General features: G+C 69.2%; 16 protein-coding genes. 10 read left to right on the top strand and 6 right to left on the bottom strand.

All coding sequences use genetic code 11. The annotated features are described in order from the left end of the window. Positions 1 to 6 precede the first annotated feature (6 nt). Positions 7 to 489 (top strand): SRPBCC family protein, encoded by a 483-nt coding sequence (locus tag AC1RNQ_RS02215; RefSeq protein WP_493168580.1) that lies wholly within the window; start codon positions 7 to 9, stop codon positions 487 to 489. Positions 490 to 526: 37 nt separating this feature from the next. Here AC1RNQ_RS02215 and AC1RNQ_RS02210 read toward each other — a convergent pair whose 3' ends face one another. Further along, complete coding sequence (locus AC1RNQ_RS02210; RefSeq protein WP_493168579.1) at positions 527 to 964, bottom strand: winged helix-turn-helix transcriptional regulator; 438 nt, start codon at positions 962 to 964, stop codon at positions 527 to 529. Positions 965 to 1,048: 84 nt separating this feature from the next. On the opposite strand from AC1RNQ_RS02210, the gene AC1RNQ_RS02205 reads away from it, so the two are divergent. Further along, positions 1,049 to 1,852, top strand: coding sequence for an SDR family NAD(P)-dependent oxidoreductase (locus tag AC1RNQ_RS02205; protein WP_493168577.1), 804 nt, complete (start codon positions 1,049 to 1,051; stop codon positions 1,850 to 1,852). A gap of 163 nt (positions 1,853 to 2,015) precedes the next feature. Here the strand turns inward: AC1RNQ_RS02205 and AC1RNQ_RS02200 are convergent, their stop codons facing one another. The 4 genes from AC1RNQ_RS02200 to AC1RNQ_RS02185 all read right to left on the bottom strand — a co-directional run bounded on the left by AC1RNQ_RS02200 (position 2,016) and on the right by AC1RNQ_RS02185 (position 6,210). After that, a complete protein-coding gene (locus tag AC1RNQ_RS02200) occupies positions 2,016 to 2,888 on the bottom strand; it encodes an OmpA family protein (protein ID WP_493168576.1) in 873 nt (290 codons plus the stop codon). Positions 2,889 to 3,106: 218 nt separating this feature from the next. Then, entirely contained in the window at positions 3,107 to 3,880 is a 774-nt protein-coding gene (locus AC1RNQ_RS02195) for an SDR family NAD(P)-dependent oxidoreductase (protein ID WP_493168574.1), read from the bottom strand. Positions 3,881 to 4,029: 149 nt separating this feature from the next. Further along, a complete protein-coding gene (locus AC1RNQ_RS02190; RefSeq protein WP_493168572.1) occupies positions 4,030 to 5,529 on the bottom strand; it encodes an AMP nucleosidase in 1,500 nt (499 codons plus the stop codon). Positions 5,530 to 5,727: 198 nt separating this feature from the next. Then, on the bottom strand, positions 5,728 to 6,210 hold the full coding sequence (locus tag AC1RNQ_RS02185) for a peroxiredoxin (RefSeq protein ID WP_493168570.1): 483 nt from the start codon (positions 6,208 to 6,210) through the stop codon (positions 5,728 to 5,730). Between the two features lie 151 nt (positions 6,211 to 6,361). Here AC1RNQ_RS02185 and AC1RNQ_RS02180 point away from each other — a divergent pair, with 151 nt between their 5' ends. Continuing rightward, positions 6,362 to 6,928 carry a YqgE/AlgH family protein gene (locus tag AC1RNQ_RS02180; RefSeq protein WP_493168568.1) on the top strand — a complete coding sequence of 189 codons (567 nt, stop codon included), beginning with the start codon at positions 6,362 to 6,364 and terminating at the stop codon, positions 6,926 to 6,928. A gap of 45 nt (positions 6,929 to 6,973) precedes the next feature. On the opposite strand, the gene AC1RNQ_RS02175 is transcribed toward AC1RNQ_RS02180, so the two are convergent. Beyond that, positions 6,974 to 7,372 carry a hypothetical protein gene (locus AC1RNQ_RS02175; protein ID WP_493168567.1) on the bottom strand — a complete coding sequence of 133 codons (399 nt, stop codon included), beginning with the start codon at positions 7,370 to 7,372 and terminating at the stop codon, positions 6,974 to 6,976. A gap of 460 nt (positions 7,373 to 7,832) precedes the next feature. On the opposite strand from AC1RNQ_RS02175, the gene ahcY reads away from it, so the two are divergent. From ahcY to AC1RNQ_RS02140, 7 genes are all read left to right on the top strand, one after another. Beyond that, entirely contained in the window at positions 7,833 to 9,248 is a 1,416-nt protein-coding gene (ahcY, locus tag AC1RNQ_RS02170; RefSeq protein ID WP_493168565.1) for an adenosylhomocysteinase, read from the top strand. Positions 9,249 to 9,544: 296 nt separating this feature from the next. Continuing rightward, positions 9,545 to 11,908, top strand: coding sequence for a PAS domain-containing sensor histidine kinase (locus AC1RNQ_RS02165; protein ID WP_493168564.1), 2,364 nt, complete (start codon positions 9,545 to 9,547; stop codon positions 11,906 to 11,908). A 298-nt stretch (positions 11,909 to 12,206) separates the two neighbouring features. Continuing rightward, positions 12,207 to 12,656 carry a tRNA (adenosine(37)-N6)-threonylcarbamoyltransferase complex ATPase subunit type 1 TsaE gene (gene tsaE, locus AC1RNQ_RS02160; protein ID WP_493168562.1) on the top strand — a complete coding sequence of 150 codons (450 nt, stop codon included), beginning with the start codon at positions 12,207 to 12,209 and terminating at the stop codon, positions 12,654 to 12,656. Beyond that, positions 12,641 to 13,636 carry an aminoglycoside phosphotransferase family protein gene (locus tag AC1RNQ_RS02155; protein WP_493168560.1) on the top strand — a complete coding sequence of 332 codons (996 nt, stop codon included), beginning with the start codon at positions 12,641 to 12,643 and terminating at the stop codon, positions 13,634 to 13,636. Before tsaE ends, AC1RNQ_RS02155 begins: the two co-directional genes overlap by 16 nt. Beyond that, entirely contained in the window at positions 13,633 to 14,352 is a 720-nt protein-coding gene (locus AC1RNQ_RS02150; RefSeq protein WP_493168558.1) for a nucleotidyltransferase family protein, read from the top strand. Before AC1RNQ_RS02155 ends, AC1RNQ_RS02150 begins: the two co-directional genes overlap by 4 nt. Next, on the top strand, positions 14,345 to 17,317 hold the full coding sequence (gene addB / locus AC1RNQ_RS02145) for a double-strand break repair protein AddB (RefSeq protein ID WP_493168557.1): 2,973 nt from the start codon (positions 14,345 to 14,347) through the stop codon (positions 17,315 to 17,317). Before AC1RNQ_RS02150 ends, addB begins: the two co-directional genes overlap by 8 nt. Further along, positions 17,314 to 20,880, top strand: coding sequence for a UvrD-helicase domain-containing protein (locus AC1RNQ_RS02140; protein WP_493168556.1), 3,567 nt, complete (start codon positions 17,314 to 17,316; stop codon positions 20,878 to 20,880). Before addB ends, AC1RNQ_RS02140 begins: the two co-directional genes overlap by 4 nt. The last annotated feature ends 26 nt before the right edge of the window (positions 20,881 to 20,906 follow it).

Raw genomic sequence — 20,906 nt, 5'->3', positions numbered from 1 at the left:
ATGGCTATGGAACTGAAATTCCGGGTGGCGGCGCGGATCGCGAAGCCGGTGCACGAGGTGTTCGAGGCGGTCGCCGACCCCGCGAAGCTGTCGAATTATTTCACCACGGGCGGCGCCAAGGGCCGGCTCGAGACCGGAGCGACGGTCGAATGGGATTTCCACGATTTCCCGGGCGCCTTCCCGGTCTATGTCATCGAGGTCGTGGCGGACGAGAAGATCGTGCTCGAATGGCAGGCAAGCGAGGGTGAGGCGCACAATGTCGAAGGCAGTGAGCCCAAGGATGCGGACTATCGCACGCGCGTGACGATGAGCTTCAAGGGCCTCGACGACGGCCGCACGCTCGTCGAGATCGCCGAGGAAGGCTGGCGCGAAAACCAGGGGGCTTTGAGCGCGTCTTATGGCAATTGCCAAGGCTGGTCGCAGATGCTGTGCGCGCTCAAGGTCTGGATCGAGCATGGCATCAACCTGCGCGAGGGTATGTATAAATAGATCGATCCTCCCCACGCGCAGCGATGGGAAGGATCTTTCAGGCCGGATATTCCAATCTGAGTTCGCGCGTGCCCAAGGGCGCCCCCGTGTTCGCGTCGACGACGACCGGCCGGACCGGCTCGCCGGTCTCGACATCGATCTGGCGCGTCAGCGCGCCGGCGCCGTTGTGCTTGCGGCCCCAGGCGCCGATCGCCGCGAGGATCGGCAGGAAGTCGCGCCCGGCTTCGGTGAGCAGATATTCGTCGCGCGGCGGCCGCTGGCTGTAGCGGCGCTTCTCGATCAGCCCCGCCTGGGTGAGTGCGGCCAGCCGCCGCGCCAGGATGTTCGGCGCGATGCCCAGGCTGGTGCGGATCTGGTCGTAGCGCGTCAGCCCGCGGTCGATGTCGCGCAGGATCAGGACGCTCCAGCGGTCGCCGACGCGCATCAGCCCGCGGTCGACGGGGCAGGTCCCCAAAATATTTTCGTCCATAGCCATTGAAGCCATATGGAGCAGTCACTATCATTTTGCAAGCGACTGACGCCGGGACTTCTCGGGGGCCGCCTTTGAAGGAGCAAAATGATGACCATCCCCACTGGAACGGCCCTGATCACGGGCGCCTCGACCGGCCTTGGCGCCGTTTATGCCGACCGCCTCGCCGGGCGCGGCCATGACCTGATCCTCGTCGCGCGCAATGGTGCGCAGATGGAGGAACTCGCGGCAAAGCTGCGCCTCGCGCACGGCGCCCAAGTCGACGTGATCGCCGCCGACCTCACCAAGAGCGACGACGTGACGCGGATCGAGCAACGGCTGATCGACGATACCGCAATCACTTTGTTCGTGAACAATGCCGGCATGTCGCTGAACGGCGGCACGCTGGAGAATAGCGCCGCGGAGATCCAGACGATCATCGCGCTGAACATCACCGCCGCCGCGCGGCTGGGAATAGCGGCGGGCAAGGCGTTCGCCGCGCGCGGCACGGGCGCGATCGTCAACATCGCCTCGGTCCTCGCGCTCGCGCCCGAGACGTTCGAGGGCGTGTACAGCGGGTCGAAGGCCTTCCTGCTCAACCTCAGCCTGTCGCTCGCGGGCAGCGTCCGCGACCGCGGCGTGCTGGTGCAGGCGGTGCTGCCCGGCGCGACGCGCACCGAAATCTGGGAACGCTCGGGCAAGGATATCGACGCCTTTCCGGCCGAGATGGTGATGGATGCCGGCGATCTGGTCGATGCGGCGCTCACCGGACTCGACCGCGGCGAGGAAGTGACGATCCCGCCGCTCGCCGACGCGGGGCAGTGGGAGGCTTATCAGGCGGCGCGGCTGGCGATGGGGCCGGGGCTGTCGCGGCGCGAGGTGGGTGCGCGTTATCGGGTTAGCGAGGGGGTTTGACGGGCGATCCTCCCCCCGTGTCGATAGTGCGGTAAAGATTCTCCCCTTGGCGCACCCATCGGTCGCGCTCGACATCGGGGTGTCTCGACTTCGCTCGACACGAACGGAAAGAGAAGGCGGCGTTGAACCGGAACGGGGTGGGCTTTCACCCACCCCGCCTGTCTCAGATCCCGTCGACGGCCTTGCTGACGAGGATGTTCACCGCGACGCGGCGGTTCTGCGCCTTGCCTTCGGGGGTCGAATTGTCCGCCGCCGGATCGGCTTCGGCCATGCCCGTCGGGGTCAGCATGCGATAGGGCTTCCAGCCGCACGCCTGTTGCAGATAATTGACGACGCGGCTGGCGCGCTTTTCGCTGAGCTCCTGGTTGAGCTCCTCGCTGCCGGTCGAATCGGTGTAGCCGACGACAAGCAACAGCGCATTGTCCGTGCTGTTGGCCTGGCTTGCGGCGGCGCAGAGGTCGGCCTTCGCCTGTTCGGTCAGCACCGCCTTGCCCGTGTCGAAATTGACGTTGGTCGTGGCCTTGACGTTATACTGGTCGATGTCGCCGACGCGGCCGCGCAGCGCCTCGGTCGCCGCGGTCTGTTCGGCGAAGCGCTGGTCGGTGCCGGTGCGGATCATCGACGCGGTCTTGAGATCCTTGGTCTTGAGCGCGATCTGGTTGGCGACGAGGCCGCCGTCCCATTGATAGGTGTCGATCGTCACCGGCAGGCCGTTGAGCAGCGCATCGGCGGCGAGCTTGTTGCTGCTGAGGCCGAGGAAGCCGCCGCTGCCCTTGATCTTCGTATAGTCGGCGATGGCGATGGTCTGGTTGCTGCCGTCGGCGGTGGTGACCTGCATCCGGCCGTCGGTGCGCGCCGAGATCAAGCCCTCGACCTTCGGACCCTTGGTCATCTGGTCGGGGGTCGGCAGCTGCCCATAGACGGTGGCCATGGGCTCGGCTTCGGTAGTGTCCTGTGCGGCGACGCCGATCGACGCCGTGCTGGCCAGCATGGCGACCGCCAGCATGAGTTTCGGACTGCGGGAAATGGCCTTCATATATTGCTCCTTCGAATGAACGGGCCGGACTGGCCCTTGCCCGTGATCCTCGCGTCAACCTTTGCGGTGGGCGAAAAGTTCAGCGGGGCGGTGCAGGAGCGGGGTGACGCGAGCGCATCGCGCGGCGAGCCGTGCAACGGACGCCGCGCTCGCGGATTCTTAGGGTTGATATCTTCGACACCGTGCAAACGCCCTGTTTTGCGCGGCTTTTGTTGCGCTCAGGCGTTGCGTGCCATCAGCCCGCCGTCGACGGGGATCACCGCGCCGGTGATGTAGCTGGCGGCGGGAAGCACGAGGCTGAGGGTGACATGCGCGACCTCCTCGGGCTCGCCATAACGGCGGAGCGCGGTGCGGCGCCTGGCAAAGACCGCCTTATCCTCCTCGGGCACCTTGTCGGTCATGCCGGTGCGGATCGGTCCGGGGCAGATGCAGTTGACCGTGATGCCGTCCTTGCCGAGGTCGACCGCGAGGCCGCGGGTCAGCCCGGTGACGCCGGTCTTGGCGGCGACATAGGGCGTGTCGCCGGGGGTCGCGCCGAGCCCTTCGGTCGAGGCGATGTTGACGATGCGCGCGGCGTCGCTCTGGCGCAGCCAGGGCAAAGCGGCGCGGACCATGCGCTGGTGCGCGGTCAGCATCACCGCGAGCGCGCGGTGCCAGATCGCTTCATATTCGTCTTCGGCATCGAGCGGCGCGAAGCTCGATACGCCGGCGTTGTTGATCAGGATGTCAATGCCGCCGAAATGTGCCGCGATCTCCGCGACGGTGCGCTTGATCGCCTCGCCGTCGGCGACGTTGAGCGCGAAGGCTCTGGCATTGGCGCCGGCTTCGGCGGCGACGGCTTCGCACGCGGCGAGGCCCAAGTCGGTGACCGCGACCTTTGCGCCTTCGCTCGCGAGCAGCAACGCGGTCGCGCGGCCCATGCCGCTCGCGGCGCCTGTGACGATCGCGACGCGACCGGCGATGGAACGGGAGAGATTGGCGAAGTTCTGCATGGCCGGATTCACTCCCTTCTCGTCATGCTGAACTTGTTTCAGCATCCATGGCCGGCCCTCGCCTCAGACGCGGCGCAGGCGGCAACGCCGGGCCATGGACCCTGAAACAAGTTCAGGGTGACGAAGAATAAGGAGGCATGCCGTCATACTCAACGGAAGGGCGGCTCGTTGAACGCGCGGAGTTTGCGGCTGTGGAGCTTGGCGCCCTCGTCGCGCATCGTCTCGCACGCGCGGATGCCGATCTGGAGATGCGCGGCGATCGCTTCCTCATAGAAGCGGTTCGCCTGGCCGGGCAGCTTGAGCTCGCCGTGGAGCGGCTTGTCGCTGACGCAGAGCAGGGTGCCGTAGGGGACACGGAAGCGGTAGCCCTGCGCCGCGATCGTCGCAGACTCCATGTCGATGCCGATCGCGCGCGACTGCGAGAAGCGCAGCGCGCTGTCGGTGTAGCGCAATTCCCAGTTGCGGTCGTCGGTGGTGACGACGGTGCCGGTACGCATCCGCTTCTTGAGGTCGGCGCCCGTCGCGCCGGACACCGCTTCGGCGGCGGTCGCGAGCGCGACCTGCACCTCGGCGATCGGCGGGATCGGGATGGCGACCGGCAGCACGGCATCGAGGATATGGTCGTCGCGCAGATAGGCGTGGGCGAGGACATAATCGCCGATGCGCTGGCTGGGGCGGAGGCCGCCGCAGTGGCCGATCATCAGCCACGCCTCGGGGCGCAGCACTGCGAGATGGTCGCAGATCGTTTTGGCGTTCGAGGGGCCGACGCCGATGTTGACGAGGGTGATGCCGCCGCCGTCGGGCGCGATCAGGTGATAGGCGGGCATCTGATGCCGCCGCCACGCGCTATCGGCGACGAGCGCGCTGGCGTTGACGCCGGGTTGGTCGACATAGAGGCCCGCGGCGCCCGCGAGCGCGGTGTAGCGGCCGTGGCCGACCTGCGCGCCCGCCCAGGCGACGAATTCGTCGACATAGCGGTGATAGTTGGTGAACAGGATATAGCGCTGGAAATGCTCGGGCGCGGTGCCGGTATAGTGGCGGAGGCGCGCGAGGCTGAAGTCGGTGCGCAGCGCGTCGAACAAAGCGAGCGGCTGCGACGCTGCGGGGTCGGCGCCGAAGAGGCCGTCGGCGAGCTCGTCGCCGATGTCGGCAAGCTCGGTGGTCGGGAAGTGGCGCGCGAGCTCGAGCGGGGTGATGCGGCCCATGTCCGACCCGTCGCTGGCGTCGAGCACATAGGGGAAGGGGATCTGCTGCCCGGTGCGCGTGACCTCGAGGGTGATGTCGTAATGCCGCGCGAGGAGGGTGAGCTGGTCGCGCAGATAATCGGCGAACAGGTCAGGGCGCGTCACCGTCGTCTCGAAAACGCCCGCGCGCTCGAAGCGGCCGAAGGAGAGATTGTGCCCCTTCTGCCCCTCGCGCTGCTCGCCGGTGGTGGTGAGGCGGATCGCAGGATAGTCGAACAGCCCCGTCGCCGCGGCGTCGGCGGGCGGCAGCGTGCCGTCGTGGACATAGGCGGCGATCGCCGATTTGAGGTTGGTGACCGAGGTGCGGAACCGGTCCTGCAGTTCGGCGATGATCCCTTCGACCAGTGCGTCAACGGGGGCGGCGGGATCGGCGATGTTCTGGTTGTGCGATGAGTTGGATGTCATCGCGACGCTGTTGCACGAAATTGTGACAAAAGGGAAGGGGCGGGAGAAGATCCTCCCCACGCGAAGCGATGGGGAGGTGGCAGCGCGAAGCGCTGACGGAGGGGTTTCAACGTTGCATATCAACGCGACGTCGCGACCCCTCCACCACCTTCGGTGGTCCCCCTCCCCACGGCTTCGCCGCAGGGAGGATCGGGTTTCTCACAGCTGCTCGAGCATATGGTCGGCGCTCGACACCTTGAATTCGCCCGGCGCCTCGACGTTGAGCTGTTCGACGACACCGTCGTTGACGATCATCGAGAAGCGCTGGCCGCGCTTGCCCATGCCGAAGGCCTTGCCGTCCATGGTCAGGCCCACCGCTTCGGCAAAATCGCCATTGCCGTCGGCGAGCATCGTCACCGTGCCGCCGGCGTCGCCATTCTTGCCCCAGGCGCCCATGACGAAGGCGTCATTGACCGCGGTGCAGACGATTTCGTCGATGCCCTTGGCCTTGAGCTCTTCGGCCTTGTCGACGAAGCCCGGCAGATGCTTGGCCGAGCAGGTCGGGGTGAAGGCGCCGGGGACCGAGAAGAGCGCGACCTTGCGGCCCTTGAAATAATCGGCGGTGCTGACCTGTTCGGGGCCGTTTTCGGTCACCTTGACCAGCGTGGTTTCGGGCAGCTTGTCTCCGGTCTGGATCGTCATCGTCGGCATCCTTTTTCGTTTGAGGGGATTTGGATCGGCGCAGACATTGGTTTGCGGCGCGCGGGAGTCAAGCTTGTCGGAGGAAATTGGCGCGGTAGAGAAATCGGGTAAAGGACTGGACCGCGAACGCCCCGCGGGGCAAGACGGGGCGATGGATAGCGCGCCTCCCTGGTTCACCGGCCAGCTGCTGCTGGCTTTGCCCGGAATCGGCGATCCGCGCTTCGAGCATTCGGTGATCGCGATGATCAGCCACGACGAGGACGGCGCGATGGGGATCGGCATATCGGACCCGATCGAGGGCATGACCGTCGGCGCGGTGCTCGATCAGCTGGAGATCGCGCACGACGGCGATCCGCTCGACATGCCGGTGTTTCTCGGCGGGCCGGTCGAACAGTCGCGCGGCTTCGTGCTGCACAGCAGCGACTGGGGCGGCGAGGGAGCGGTCGAGGTCGCGGGGCGCTGGACGGTGTCGAGTTCGCACGACATTTTGCGCGCGATCGGTGCGGGGCGCGGACCGTCGCGCTGGCTGGTCGCGCTGGGCTATGCCGGCTGGGCCGGCGGGCAGCTCGAGGACGAGATGGTGCGCCACGGCTGGCATGTGACCCCGGGCAGCGATGCGCTGCTGTTCGATACGCCGCCCGAGCAAAGATGGCAGGCGGCGTTTGCCGAGGCCGGGATCGATGCAAGGCTGCTGACGACCGAGGGCGGCGAGGCTTAGCACAAGAAAAACCCTCCCCCGAAAGGGGAGGGGCTTTTCAGGATATCAGCGCGCCAGTGCGAGCAGCGGGCGGCCCTCGGTCAGATTGGCGAGCGCGGTGCGCGCGGCCCAGCGCGAATCGACGTAGCGGCCGCTGGCGAGTTCGAGATCGTAGCGGATCGGGCTGCCGAGCGCGGCGGTATAGGCGGCGGCGGCATCGTCGTGGCGACCCAGACGCGCATAAGCGGTGCCGAGGTTGATCAGCCGCGACGGGTCGCGGGCATCGAGCTTGGTCTCGCCGGTCAGCTTGGCGACCGCGGCGCGATTGTCGCCGGCCTTGAGCTCGGCATAGGCGACCGGCAGCGTTTCCGAATCGGCCTGCGGCCCCGTCACGACGATGATCGATTGCGCGCCGGCAGGGGTCGCGAAGGCAAGGGCGACGAGCGGCAGCAGGATTTTTTTCATCTTTGGTATCTCCCCGAAAACTTGGGAGGATTTTCTGCCTGCCGCGACAAAAAGTCAATATTTCGAGCCATATGTAACACTGATGTCACAAAGGGAAATTAAGCTAAACGCCAAGGCGCATTATAAGTCAGGATTTTCAGAATCTTGGCCGCGGCGACTCGCCGTCACATTCGGGACGCGCGAAGTGTCACAATTGCGCCTGCCGAAAATTTATTTTCACGGCCTCGCGATTTTGCGGCGGTTGAGCCGTGTCCGCGGTGCGGGATTCGCGGGATGAATATCCCTCCCCATCGCAAGTCGATGGGGAGGATCGTTACGGTCGCGAGCCGCCCAAATGCTCTTCGCATGCGATATAAAGAAAAGTTTATATTTGATCGGCGGCGGCGTTTCGGCTAGGGCGCGCACGATAATTTCGTGGCCGCTCGCCTGCGGTCGTCATTTGCCAATATGGAGAATCCCCGTGGCCACTCTCGCCGCCGACACCCGTGATTATGTCGTTGCCGACATCAGCCTCGCCGATTTCGGGCGCAAGGAAATCAACATCGCCGAAACCGAAATGCCGGGCCTGATGGCGCTGCGCAGCGAGTTCGGCGCGGCACAGCCGCTGAAGGGCGCGAAAATCGTCGGTTCGCTGCACATGACGATCCAGACCGCGGTGCTGATCGAGACGCTGACCGCATTGGGCGCCGAAGTCCGGTGGGCGACGTGCAACATCTTCTCGACGCAGGACCATGCTGCCGCCGCGATCGCCGCGACGGGCGTGCCGGTGTTCGCGGTGAAGGGCGAAAGCCTCGCCGACTATTGGGACTATGTCGGCCGCATCTTTGACTGGGGTGTCGAGGACGGCACGACCTGCAATTTGATCCTCGACGACGGCGGCGACGCCACGATGTTCGCGCTGTGGGGCGCGAAGCTCGAGGCCGGCGAAACGATGCCGGCGCCCGAGAATGAAGAAGAGATCGAGATGCAGCGCGCGCTGAAGGCGTTTGTCGCGGCGAACCCCGGTTACCTCACCAAGACGGTCAAGGCGATCAAGGGCGTGTCGGAAGAAACGACGACCGGCGTCCACCGCCTGTACCACATCGCCAAGAAGGGCGAGCTGCCCTTCCCCGCGATCAACGTCAACGACAGCGTCACCAAGTCGAAGTTCGACAATCTCTATGGCTGCAAGGAATCGCTCGTCGACGCGATCCGCCGCGGCACCGACGTGATGCTCGCGGGCAAGGTCGCGACCGTCGCCGGCTTCGGCGACGTCGGCAAGGGCTCGGCGCAGTCGCTCCGCAACGGCGGCGCGCGCGTGCTGGTCACCGAAATCGACCCGATCTGCGCGCTGCAGGCGGCGATGGAAGGCTTCGAGGTCGTGTCGATGGACGAGGCCGTCCGGCGCTCGGACATCTTCGTCACCGCGACGGGCAACGCCGACGTGATCACCGCCGAGCATATGGCGGCGATGAAGAATATGGCGATCGTCTGCAACATCGGCCATTTCGACAGCGAGATCCAGATCGCGGCGCTCGCCAACTACAAGTGGACCGAGGTCAAGCCGCAGGTCGACCTGGTCGAATTCCCCGACGGCAAGCAGATCATCATCCTGTCGAAGGGTCGCCTGGTCAACCTCGGCAACGCCACGGGCCACCCGAGCTTCGTGATGTCGGCGAGCTTCACCAACCAGACGCTCGCGCAGATCGAGCTGTGGACGCGCAGCGAGCAGTACGGCAACGACGTCTATGTCCTGCCCAAGCATCTCGACGAAAAGGTCGCGGCGCTGCACCTCGAGAAACTGGGCGTGCATCTGTCGAAGCTGAGCCAGAAGCAGGCCGACTATATCGGCGTGCCGGTCGAAGGCCCGTTCAAGCCCGACCATTATCGTTATTGATCCGTCTGGCCTTGGCGCGGAAAATATTCGCGCAGAGGCGCAGAGATCGCAGAGAAAAGAAGGGGGCGGCTTTGCCGCCCTCTTTTTATTCTTTCGCCACGCGGCGACGACAAAATCATGATCTTCTCGGCGATCTCTGCGTCTCTGCGCGAATCCTTTTCCACAGCCGCGCGCCAGGCAGAAGGCCGTACGCGGCAACCGGCGATGACATGCGATTGAAACATGCACCCATCGTCTTTACGGCTGGCTGTCATGGCACGGGCGTCGGCGGCGGAAATGCGGGAGCGTGACGGAGGATGAGCGGCACGCTGTCCCCGACGCTGACGTTTGCGCTCGGCGGCTTTGCGGCGCTGTGGCTGATGCTCGGCATCTGGGCCGCGGGGCGCGGGCTCGCGATGCAGCGGCGCGCGGCCTTTGCCGCGGCGCAGACCGAGCGGCTCGCGAGCCTGGTCGAGGCCTCGCCCTATCTGCCCGTGGTGGTGCGCAGCGACTGGCGCATCGAGGCGAGCGAGCGGCTCGGCCGCTGGCTCGGGCTCGATAAAGGCCCGCGCAATTTCGACGAGCTGCGCGGGCTGAACGCCGGGATCGAGGCGAGCGAGCATGAGGCGCTGCGCCAGGCGATCCTCGGCGCGCAGCGCGGCGCCAAGCCCTTCACGATGAGCCTGCGCCCGCAGGGCGGGTCGCGCAACATATTGGTGCGCGGCGGTCCGGCGCCGACCGCCATCGGCGGGGCGGGCAGCGTGCTGCTGTGGCTCGACGACGCGACCGACAGCCTCGCCTCGCAGATCGCACTGAAGCGGGAGCGCGACGAGGCGATGGCGGCGTTCGACGCTTTGTCGGGGCTGATCGAGGTCGCGCCCTTCCCGATGTGGTTCCGCGATCCGCGGCTCGACCTTGCGCTCGTCAACCTCGCCTATGTCCGTGCGGTCGAGGCGCCGAACGCCGCGGCGGTGATCGAACAGGGGATCGAACTGCTCGAACCCGTCGCCGGGGTCAGCGCCGCCGAAGCCGCGCAGGCGGCGCGCGTCGCGGGGGCGGCGCAGATGCGCACCGTGCCGGTCACCATCGCCGGCGAGCGGCGGATCATGCGCGTCGTCGACGTGCCGCTGGCGCCCGCGGGCGGCCAGCCGATCGGCATCGCGGGTTATGCGATCGACGTGCAGGAGCTGGAGAGCGAGCGCGGCGCGCACCGCCGCTTCGCCGACACCCAGCGCGAACTGCTCGACCGGCTGTCGGCGGCGGTCGCGCAGTTCGACGGCGAGCAGGCGCTGGTCTTCGCCAACCAGCCGTTCCGCCGCATGTTCGACCTCGACAATGACGCGGTCGCCGAGGCGCCGCCGCTCGCGCGGCTGCTCGACGCGTGGCGCGAGGCGGGGCGGATCCCCGAGGTGCGCGACTATCCCGAATGGCGGCAGGCGCATGTCGACTGGTTCGCCAGCGCCGAGGCGAGCGAGGAGGACTGGCTGCTGCGCGACGGCACGCATCTGCGCGTCGTCGCCCAGCCGACCCCCGACGGCGGGCTGCTGCTGATCGCCGAGGACCGCACCGAGCAGGTCCAGCTGGCGGGTGCGCGCGACACGCTGCTGCGCGTGCGCACCGCGACCTTCGACAATCTGTTCGAGGCGATCGCGGTGTTCGCGCCCGACGGCAAGCTGCACCTGTGGAACCAGCGCTTCCGCCGCCTGTGGGGGGTCGACGAGCCGACGCTGGCGGCACATCCGCGCGTCGATGCATTGATGGGCGGGCTCGCCGACCGGCTCGCCAAGCCGAACCAGGTGAGCATCGTCCAGGAGGTGATCCGCGCCGCGACGATGGAGCGCACCCAGCGCGCGGGCGAAATCCTGTTCCGCGACGGGCGCCATTTCGACTTCGCCGCGATCCCGCTGCCCGACGGCAATGCGCTGCTGATCATGCTCGACGTCAGCGACAACCGGAAGATGGAAAGCGCGCTCCGCGAACGCAATGAGGCTCTTGAAGCCGCCGACAAGGTCAAGACCGCCTTCCTGTCGCGGATGAGTTACGAGCTGCGCACGCCGTTGACCTCGATCGGCGGCTTCGGCGAGATGCTGCAGGCGGGCTATGCGGGCAAGCTCGGCGACCAGCAGCGCGCCTATGTCGACGCGATCATGGATTCGGTCGCAGTGCTGTCGCGCCAGATCGACAATGTCCTCGACCTCGCGCAGGGCGAGGCGGGGACGCTGACGGTCGAGCACGCGCCGGTTGACGTCGCCGCGTTGCTGAATGGCGCGCTGGATGAGGCAAAGCCGTTCGCCGTGGCCGAGAGGGTTGAGCTGGTCGGCAATATCGCGGCGGGGCTGGGCGCGATCCAGGGCGATGCCGCGCGGCTGTCGCGGCTCGTCGCGGGGCTGCTCGACAATGGGGTCCGTTATACGGCTCCGACCCGCAAGAAGGGCGGCCGCGTGCTGCTCCACGCCGAGGGCGACGCGGGGGGCATCGACATCATCGTGTCGGACAATGGCCCCGGCATGCCCGAGGCGGTGGTCGCGGTGACCAAGGGCCGGCAGGCGGGCACCCAGAGCGGCGGCATCGGCCTCGCGCTCGCGCGCCAGCTCGTCGCCGCGCACGGTGGGACGATGGAGGTGCTGAGCGAGAAGGGGCAGGGGACGCTGGTGCGCGTGAGCCTGCCGCGGGGTGGGTAATGGTGGACGAGGTTTGGTATCACCGCGCGCTTGGAAAGGATTCGCGCAGAGGCGCAGAGGACGCAGAGATTTTTTGCTCACGCGGAGACGCGGAGACGCGGAGAGATAGCTATTGCCGCGAAGCGGCATTCTCCCTGCGGCGGCGCGCCTCAGCGACAACTTCGCGATGGGAAGGGGCCTGTCGGCCCGAACACACTCCTCCGCGCCTCCGCGTCTCCGCGCGAACCAAATCCATTTCTTTGCGCACTCTGCGCCTCTGCGCAAATCCCTTCCACGATTCCGGCCGGCAATCCCGCCGATGAATGTCACCATTCCCTACACCCTCGCCGAGGCCGAGCGCATCGGCGCCGCGATCGGCGCGGCATTGATGCCCGGTGACGTCGTGCTGCTGTCGGGCGACCTCGGCGCGGGCAAGACGACGCTGGCGCGCGCCATGCTGAAGGCACGCGGGCTGGCGGGCGAGGCACCGAGCCCGACCTTCGCGATCGTCCAGCCCTATGCGCCGCCCGAGGTCGACCTCGCCATCGCGCATGTCGACCTCTACCGGATCGAGGCCGAGGACGAGCTGATCGAGCTGGGGCTCGACGACTATCTCCATGACGGCGCGATACTGATCGAATGGCCCGAGCGGCTGGGCTCGCAGGGCTGGCCCGACGCGCTGGCGCTGGCGATTTCGGGGAGCGGCGACGCGCGCGTCTTGACAGCTGCGGTGCCGACGTCTTGGGGGAGCCGATGGCCGCTCCGATGATTCCGCCCGCGCATGCGCCCGCCTTCCTTGCCGCGCATGGCTGGGGCGGGGCCGAGATATTGCCGCTCGCGGGCGACGCGTCGTTCCGCCGCTATTTCCGGATCGTCGACGGCGACCGCCGCGCGGTGCTGATGGACGCGCCGCCGCCCGAGGAAGACCCGCGCCCCTTCATCGCGGTCGCCGAATTCCTCTGCGAACAGGGGCTCAACGCGCCGACGATTTTCGCGCGCGATCTGGAGCGGGGCATGCTGCTGATCGAGGATTTCGGCGACGTGCGGCTGCGCGAGACGGTCGACGCCGCGCTCCACCGCGAAGAGGCTTATTACGCCGGTCTCACCGATCTGCTGGTCCACCTGCACGCGCGGCCGCCGATGGACGGGCTGCCGGTGCACGGGCTGGAGCAATGGCTGGGCGAGGTGATGCTGTTCAGCGACTGGTATTGCCCGGCGCTCGGGATCGAGGTCGACCGCGACGCCTTTCGCGCGGCGTGGCAGGCGGCGCTGCTCCCCGTCGAAAACGACGGCCTGTCGCGGGTTACCGTGCTGCGCGATTTCCATGCCGAGAATATCATGCTCGTCGCGGGCGCCGAGGGTGCCCAGCATTATGGCCTGCTCGATTTCCAGGATGCGCTGATCGGCCACCCCGCTTACGACCTCGCCTCGGTGCTCGAGGACGCGCGGCGCGACGTGACCCCGGCGGTCGAGGCGGCGATGCTCGCGCGCTACCAAGGGGCGACCGGGACCGACATCGAAGGTGCGTACTGGGCGCTCGCGGCGCAGCGCAACACGCGCATTCTGGGGGTGTTCGTGCGGCTGTGGAAGCGCGACGGCAAGCCCGGCTACCGCCAGTTCCAGCCGCGCATGTGGGGGCTGCTCGAACGCGACCTCGCGCATCCCGCGCTCGCCCCGGTGAAGGCGTGGTTCGACGAGAATGTGCCCGCGGACAGGCGTGCCGCGGCGTGGGAAGACTATCGGGCATGAGCGCGAAGATCGAAAGCGCGATGGTGATGGCGGCGGGGCTGGGCAAGCGCATGCGCCCGCTGACCGCGACGCGGCCCAAGCCGCTGGTGCGCGTTGCGGGCAAGCCGCTCATCGACCATAGCCTCGACCGCATCGAGGCGGCCGGCGTCGGGCATGTCGTGGTCAACGTCCATTATCTCGCCGACGCCCTCGAGGCACATCTCGCGGCGCAGAAGCGGGGGTTCAGCATCGCGATTTCGGACGAGCGCGACCTGCTGCTCGAAACCGGCGGCGGGATGATGAAGGCGCTGCCGCAGCTGACCGGCGACCCGATCCTGATCGTCAACAGCGACAATATCTGGACCGACGGGCCGCAGGACAGCATCGAGCAGCTCGCGCGCCACTGGGACGGCGAGCGGATGGACGCGCTACTGCTGGTGATCCGCCAGGCGAGCGCGACCGGGCACGGCGGGCGCGGCGATTTCCACATGGATCCGAACGGCCTGCTGTCGCGGCGCAAGCCGGGGCGGATCGCGCCCTTCGTTTATACCGGGGTCCAGCTGGTGTCGCGGCGGCTGCTGACCGATGCGCCCGCGGGGCCTTTTTCGACCAATATCTTCTGGGACCGCGCGATCGCCGCAGGGCGCCTGTTCGGGCTGTCGCACATGGGGCAGTGGTTCGACGTCGGTACCCCGGCGAGCATCGCGCCGACCGAAGCCGCATTGACGGATGGCTGACGCCAAACCCACTATCTTCTCCATCCCGGTTCACCGGGCGTTCGCCGACGCGCTCGCCGCCGGGCTGATCGCGCGCTTCGCCGATGGCGCGCTCGGGCTGGCCGAGGGGCTGATCCTGCTGCCGAGCAACCGGGCGCGCAGCGCGGTGCAGGCGGCTTTCGTGCGCGCGGGCGGACAAGGCCTGCTGATGCCGCGGCTCGCGGTGATCGGCGACGCCGATCTCGACGAATCGGTTGCGCTCGCGCTTGATCCGATCGACGAAAGCGCGGCGCTTCCCCCCGCGATCGACCCGCTGCGCCGCCGCCTGCTGCTCGCCGAGTTGATCGAGCGGCATACCCCCGCGGGCGAGGATGCGATCCGCGGCGCGGCGGCGTTCCAGCTCGCCGATGGCCTCGCGCGCGTGATCGACCAGCTCCATTATGAGGAAGTGCCCGTCTCGGCGCTGGTCGACCTCGACCTCGGCGCCTTCGCCGATCACTGGCGCGCGTCGCTGGGCCGGCTGCGGCTGCTCGTCGACCATTGGCCCGCGGCGCTCGCGGCGACGGGGCACATCGACCGCGCCGCGCGCCGCAACCGGCTGCTCGACCGGGTGACCGAGGGCTGGCGCGCCGCGCCGCCCGCGCGCTTCGTGATCGCGGCGGGGATCACCACCGCGGCGCCCGCGATCGCGCGGCTGCTGCGGACCGTCGCCGACATGGCGCGCGGCATGGTCGTGCTGCCCGGACTCGACCGGATCATGGACGACGCCGAATGGGAGGCGCTGGGGCCGGCGCGGCGCGATGCCGACACGCCCGGACGCCCGCTCGAAACGCACCCGCAATATCATCTCAAATTGCTGCTCGATCGCATGGGCGCCGCGCGCGGCGAAGTCGCCGATTGGGACGCATCCTCGCCCTTCGACGGTCCCGAAGCGCGCGCGCCCTTCGTCTCGCTGCTCTTCGCGCCCGCCAAGTTCAGCGCCAGATGGCAGGCGCCGGGCGACCTGTCGTCGGCAACAGCTGGAATTTCGAGCGCGGTCTTCGCCGACGACGGGCAGGAAGCGCAGGGAATCGCGTTGTTGATGCGCGAGGCGATCGAGACGCCGGGGCGGACCGCGGCGCTGGTGACGCCCGACCGCGGGCTGGCCGAACGCGTCGCCGCCGCGCTCGCGCGCTGGGACATATCGGTCGACGACAGCGCGGGTCAGCCGCTGGCGCGCACGCCGCCAGGAACCTTGCTACTGCTGCTTGCCGAGCTTGCCGCGGGATTCGATCCGGTCGTGCTGGTGTCGCTGCTCGGCCATCCGCTCGTCCGCAAGGGCGAGGCGCGTACCGCGTGGCTCGACCGGCTGCGCGCGCTCGACCTGTTGCTGCGCGACCCGGGGCTGGAACCCGGCTGGGACGGGGTGCGTGCGCGGATCGCCGAGCGAGGCGCGAGCGAACGGAAAGGCGAGCGCGCGGCCGCCGCCGAGCTGGCACCCTGGTGGGATGCGGTCGCCGACGCGCTCGGCGCGGCGCTGGCGCCCTTCGCCGCGCCCGCGCCGCCCGCGGCGCTGCTCGGCGCGCTGCAGGCGGCGCTCGAATGGCTCGCGGGCGATGCCGTCTGGGCGGGCCCCGCGGGGCGCGCGCTATCGGGGCTGTTCGACCAGTGGGCGCTCGCCGAAGGCGCGGGGCCGGCGCTGGTCGATCCCGCCGATTTCCCCGCGATGCTGGGGCAATTGCTGGGCGGCGAGAGCGTGCGGCCGCCGTATGGCGGGCATCCGCGGCTGTTCATCTGGGGCCTGATCGAGGCGCGGCTGCAGCGCGCCGGGCTGATGATCCTCGGCGGGCTCGACGAGGGGCGCTGGCCCGCACTGGCGCAGCCCGACCCCTGGCTGGCGCCGGGCATCCGCAAGCAGCTGGGCCTGCCCGCGCCCGAGCGCCAGCAGGGCATGGCGGCGCATGATTTCGCGGGCGCGCTCGGCGCGGGCGAGATCGTCGTGACGCGCGCGCTGCGCAGCGGCGGCGACCCGGCGGTCGCCTCGCGCTTCTGGCTGCGGCTGACCGCGCTCGCGGGCGAGCTGCCCGAACCGGCGCCGGGCGGCGTGCCGGTGACGCGGCTCGCGGCGATGCTCGACGTGCCGCCGGGCGATCCGCAGCCCGAGCGCCGACCCGCGCCGCGGCCCCCAGCGGAGGAGCGGCCGCGCCGCATCAGCGTCACCGGCGTCGACCGGCTCGCGCGCGATCCTTTCGCCTATTATGCGAGCCAGATGCTCGGCCTGTCGGCGCTCGCGCCGCTGAGCGCCGCACCCGATCCACGCTGGCGCGGGACGCGGGTGCATATATTGTTCGAACAATGGGTGCGCGCCGGCGCGAGTGCCGCGGCGTTCGAGGCCGAGCTCGAAGCGCTGGCCAACGATCCCGCGCTCGATGCGATCGCGCGCGCCTTCTGGCTGCCGCGGATCGAGCCCGCGCTGCGCTGGGCGGCGGCGCAGCTGATGGGCGCCGAGGGGCGCGAAGCGCTGGGGGTCGAAGTGCGCGGCGAGCGCACCGCCGACGGGCTGACGCTGCACGGCAAGGCCGACCGTGTCGACCGGCTGCCCGACGGAAATCTCGCGATCGTCGATTACAAGACCGGCGGCGCGCCGAGCGCCAAGGCGGCGTTCGAGAAGCTGGACAACCAGCTCGGGCTGCTCGGGCTGCTCGCGCGCGAGGGCGGTTTGGCGGGCATCGATCCCGCGGCCGTGGGCGCGCTCGAATATTGGAGCCTGCGGCCCGACCGCCGTGCCGACGGCGCGGGCAAGATTTCGAACAGCTATGGCCCGCGCAGCGAGCTCAAGAGCGCCGAGGCGGCGATCGATCATGCCGCCGACGCCTTGAGCGAGCTGGCGGCCGCCTATCTGTTCGGCGACGCGCCCTTCGTGCCCGGCGAAGCTGCGGGCTATGGCGATTATGACCAGCTGATGCGCCGCGACGAATGGTTCGGGCGCGGCGAGGAGGGGGCATGAGCGGCCCCGCGACCCTCGCGACGCTCGACGCGCGGCAGGGTGCCGCCGCCGATCCCGCGCATCATGTGTGGCTCGGCGCGTCGGCGGGGACGGGCAAGACGCAGGTGCTGTCGGCGCGCGTGCTGCGGCTGATGCTGGGGGGCGAGGCGCCCGAATCGATCCTGTGCATCACCTTCACCAAGGCGGGCGCGGCCGAAATGGCGCACCGCATCCACGAGCGGCTCGCCGCCTGGGTGCGGATGAGCGACGGCGACTTGCGGCTCGACCTGCACGCGCTCGGCCTCGACTGGCAGCAGCCGGGGCTGATGGCGCACGCACGCGCGCTGTTCGCGACGGTGATCGACAGCCCGGGCGGCGCGATCCGCGTTCAGACGATCCACAGCTTCTGCCAGACCCTGCTCGCGAGCTTTCCGCTCGAAGCCAAATTGCTCCCCGGCTTCCGCCCGATCGAGGAGGATGAGGCCGCGGCGCTGCAGCGGCAGGTGCTCGGCGAGCTTTTAAGCCCCTCCCCTTCAGGGGAGGGGTTGGGGGTGGTGGCGCGCGACAGCGCGCGCGGCGGTTTACACCACCCCGCTGCGACTAGGCCCGGCTCCGCCGAACCAAGTCTCGCTGCCCCTCCTCTGAAGAGGAGGGGTGAGAAAGAGGAACTGCGCGCCGCTGCGGCGAACCTGTCGCGGCGGCTGGGCCCCGAGGCGGCGCTGTCCTTCCTGTCGGGTTGCGCGAGCACGTTCGGCGGGCCGCGCGCGTCGCTGCCCCCCGCGGCGCATGACCTGCGCGCGGCGTTCGACCTGCCGGGCGGCGATCCCGACGCCTGGCTGGCTGGCGAACTCGCGGGCGGGGCGATCGCCGACGCCGATATCCGCGCGGTGGCGACGAGCGGCGCGAACTGGGGGACCAAGACCGGCGAGGCCTGTTCGGACAGGATGATTGGCTGGCTGATGGCCGATGCGGCGGCGCGTGTAGGCATGCTCGACGAACTGCTCGGCTCTTTCCTCACCGGCAAGGGCGAGCTGCGCGCCGATTTCGCGGGCGACAAGGGCCGGATGACCGATTGCGCCCAAAGCGCGGTGCGGATCGTCGAGGCGGCGGGCGCGCTCCGCGGCACCGCGGCGGCGATGCGCGTCGCCGACGAGCTGGCGGCGGCGTGGAAGCTCGGCAGCCGCTTCGCTGAGGGCTATGCGCTGGCGAAGCGCGAGAAGGGGCTCGCCGATTTCGACGATCTGATCACGCTCGCGGGCTCGCTGCTGCGCGTCAGCAGCTTCGGTGAATGGGTGCGCTTCAAGCTCGACCAGCGCACCGACCATATATTGGTCGACGAGGCGCAGGACACCAATATGCGCCAGTGGGGGATTGTGCTGTCGCTCGCCGAGGAATTTTTCGCGGTGCACGGCGCCGATGCCGAACGCGCGCGGACGCTGTTCACCGTCGGCGACCGCAAGCAGGCGATCTTCGGCTTTCAGGGGACCGAGCCCAAGGCCTTCGCGACCGCGCGCGACCTGTTCCATGCGCTGGGGACACGCGCGGGGCAGGATTTCCGGCAGGTCGACCTCGTCTCCAACTATCGCTCGACTCCCGCCGTGCTGGCGGTCGTCGACGCCTGGCTGGCGGCGGGCGGAACCGCGGCGATGGGGCTGGACGGCAGCGAGCCGCTGCACCGGCCGTTCCGTGGGGGCCATGCGGGGCAGGTCGAGCTGTGGGAACCGCTGCCGGTCGGCAAGGCGCTCGACGCCGCGGCCGAGGATGCGGGCGAGGAGGAGGGCGCCGGCGACGCGAGCGCGCCGGCATCGGACCCCGCGAGCATGCGGCTGGCGCGCGCGATCGCGGGCGAGGTGCGGCACTGGATCGACCATGGCAAGGACGGCCGGCCCGTCGCGCCGGGCGATGTGATGATTCTGGTGCGGCGGCGCCGCGACCTTGCGGCGCGGATCGTCGCGCGGCTGCAGGCGCTGCACGTCCCCGTCGCGGGCGTCGACCGCTTCGCGCTGACCCAGCCGCTTGGCGTTCAGGATCTGATGGCGGCGATGCGCTTCGCGGTGCAGCCGCTCGACGACCTCAACCTCGCGTCGCTGCTCGTCTCGCCGCTGCTCGGCTGGTCGCAGGATGAGCTGTACGCGCGGACGAAGGCGCGCGGCCGGACGTCGATCTGGGCGCATCTGCGTGGACACGAGGAGGCGATGCCCGCCGCGACGATGGCGGCGCTGCGCGACCTGCTCGGCATGGCCGATTATACGACGCCCTTCCGCTTCCTCGAAACCTTGCTGTCGGGGCCGATCGACGGGCGGCGCAGGCTCCATGCGCGGCTGGGGCGCGAGGCGCGCGATCCGATCGACGAACTGCTCAGCCAGGCGCTGGCGTTCGAGGCGCGCGAGACGGTGTCGCTGCTCGGCTTCCTGACGCAGGTCGAGGGCAGCGCCGCCGACATCAAGCGCCAGACCGAGGCGCGCAGCGACGTCGTGCGCGTGATGACGGTTCACGGGTCGAAGGGGCTGCAGGCGCCGATCGTCATCCTCGCCGACGCGACCGACGACGCCGCGATCGGGCACCGCCCGTTCAGCGTCGACGTCGCGGGATGGGAGAAATTGCCGGTCTTCGCCGTGCCCGCCGACGAGCGCCACGGGGCGCTCGCGGACGCGTATGAGAAGGCCGCGAAGGCGGCGTCGGAGGAGCATTGGCGGCTCTTCTACGTCGCGATGACGCGCGCCGAGGAAATTCTCGTCGTCGCGGGGGTGACGAAGAAGGCCGACCGCAGCGTGCCCGAGGGCAGCTGGCACGCCGCCGCCGATGCGGTGCTGGCGGACATGGGGCTCGACTGGGAGGAAGCGGGGCCGGCGTGGAGCCGCCGCCGCGTCCACCGCGCCAATGCGGGCAAATGGGCGAGGAAGGAAAAGGCAGCGCGCGCGGTGCCGCCGCCGCTCGTGCTGCCCGCCTGGGCGATGGCGCCCGCGCCCGAGGAAGCGCGCCCGCCGCGCCCGCTGGCGCCCTCGTCGCTCGGCGAGGACGATGTCGCGGTCGCGCCGCAGGGCGCGCTCCGCGCCGCCGCGGTCGAGCGCGGGCTGTTGCTCCACGCGCTGTTCGAACGGCTGCCGCCGGTCGCGCCCGAACGGCGGCGCGCGGCGGCGCTGCACTGGCTGGCGGCGCAGGCCCCGGCGCTGGACGAGCGCGCGCGGGGTGCGATGGTGAGCGAGGTGCTGGCGGTGCTGGAGGACCCGGCGCATGCCGCGCTCTTCGGCCCCGGCAGCCTCGCCGAGGTGCCGCTGTCGGCGGTGGTCGACGGCCTCGTCGTCGCGGGGATCGTCGACCGGCTGCTGGTCACCGACGCGGCGGTGACGGTGATCGATTACAAGACCGGGCGGCAAGTGCCGGCCTCGGCCGACGATGTCGCCCCGGCGTATCTCCGGCAGATGGCGGCCTATCGCGCGGCGCTCGCCATGATCTTTCCCGGGCGGCGGATCGAGGCGGCGTTGCTCTACACCGCGGCGCCGAAGCTGGTCTTGCTCGGCGATGCGGTGCTGGCGCCGCACAAGCCGGGCTTGGCGGCAACCAAGGCGAATTTGCCGGGTTGAGGACTTGAGCCGGACGCGCCGACTGC

This window comes from Sphingopyxis sp. GW821-FHT12F08 (genome assembly GCF_058806755.1).
This window is presented reverse-complemented; position numbering and strand designations above follow the sequence as displayed.